Raw genomic sequence first — 1,454 nt, 5'->3', positions numbered from 1 at the left:
ACCGCAAGGTGGGCAAGTCGCGCCATCAATTGTAGAAATGGAAAAATAGCGAAAAAATTTCGACTCGCCTAACGGCGAGAGGGGAAAGAGAAAAGAAAAAAGGATAAAGGGCACAAGGGAAAAAGAGGAAAGGGCTAGAGAGTCCTCGCCGAGGCGCACGCTACGCGAAACCCGATGTCGTGGAAGGGGTCGCCGGGATGCCTCCTGAAGCGAACCGCAGAACGGCAGAAGTGCGGGAAGTCGTCCCAGGAACCACCGCGCAGGAGCTTGTCAGCTTTTGTTCTATCTTCATTATCTATCCAAGCACTGCCATCAGTTGGTGCCCCTTCGTAATTGTTGTGATCATCGTCAGCACACCATTCCCAAACATTCCCATGCATGTCAAAAAGCCCAAATCCATTGGCAGGAAAGCTGCCTACATCTGTGGTTTCTCTCCGATATTCTCCTTTTTTGCCCCGACCGTAAACATAATTACCATCATAATTGGCTAGCTCGGTGGTAATGGTTTCGCCAAAATAAAAAGGCGTTTGCGTACCGGCACGACAGGCATATTCCCACTCGGCTTCGCTAGGCAGTCGGTACTCTCTGCCAGTATGCTGGGACAATCGCTGGCAAAATTCTACAGCATCATACCAAGATACTCGTTCCACAGGTCGGTTATCCCCAGAAAAACCGGATGGATTGGGTTCCAGGTCGCGTTCGTATTTAGGAAGATTGGCGACAGCGCGCCATTGCGCCTGAGTCACCGGGTATTTCCCCAGAAAAAAAGCTGGTACGCTCACTTGGTGCTGGGGTCGTTCGTCGTCATAGTTTCTTTCCTCCGATTCTGGCGCTCCCATGGTAAAAGTTCCCGAGGGAATATAAACCATTTCCAACTCTATATTGTTACCCAGAACTTCGCTAAAAAACCATGCTTGCTGGCGATGGCGGTGAATTTGGATATCATTTCCCGCAACCTCCACAGTTGCCGTTTCAAATTCAAAGGAACGAAGCGAAGGTTTCTGCTTGGATTTAAACGATTTCTGACTAGACGTAGGTGTAGAAGATGTTGCTGAAGAAGGTTGCTTAGCTTTTGACGAAGAGGTTGGTGAAGGTTGTGCTTTGGTAGGTTGCAAGTCTTGTAAAACTTCTGTTGCTGACTGGTAACGCCTTTTGGTAGCTTTTATCAGCATTTTATCTAAAATTGCATCCAATTTCTTATCGATAGGAGCATTTAAATAATCGCGCCATATCCACTTATCTTCCATCACATCAAAGAAATAGAATGGTTCGACTTGAGTTAGCAAACGAACGCAAGTTACTCCCAAACTATAAATATCGCTGTTGGGTTGGGCTTTGCCTTCAGCTTGTTCTGGGGCTGTATATCCCGGCGAACCGATGGTGGTTCCAGTGACCGATAAAGCGGAATTGGCTACTTGTTTGGCAGCACCAAAATCCACTAATATTAGTTTCCC

General features: G+C 47.4%; 1 protein-coding gene. It reads right to left on the bottom strand.

What is annotated here, in order from left to right:
- Nucleotides 1–134: 134 nt before the first annotated feature.
- Nucleotides 135–1,454: SUMF1/EgtB/PvdO family nonheme iron enzyme (locus AS151_RS06660; protein WP_071516270.1), on the bottom strand; the 1,320-nt coding region annotated here is incomplete at its 5' end.

The organism is Geitlerinema sp. PCC 9228 (assembly GCF_001870905.1).
In the GTDB taxonomy this organism is placed as follows: Bacteria; Cyanobacteriota; Cyanobacteriia; order Cyanobacteriales; family PCC-9228; genus PCC-9228.
Note: the sequence above shows the minus strand (reverse complement) of the source record. Positions and strands in the feature narration are given on the sequence as shown.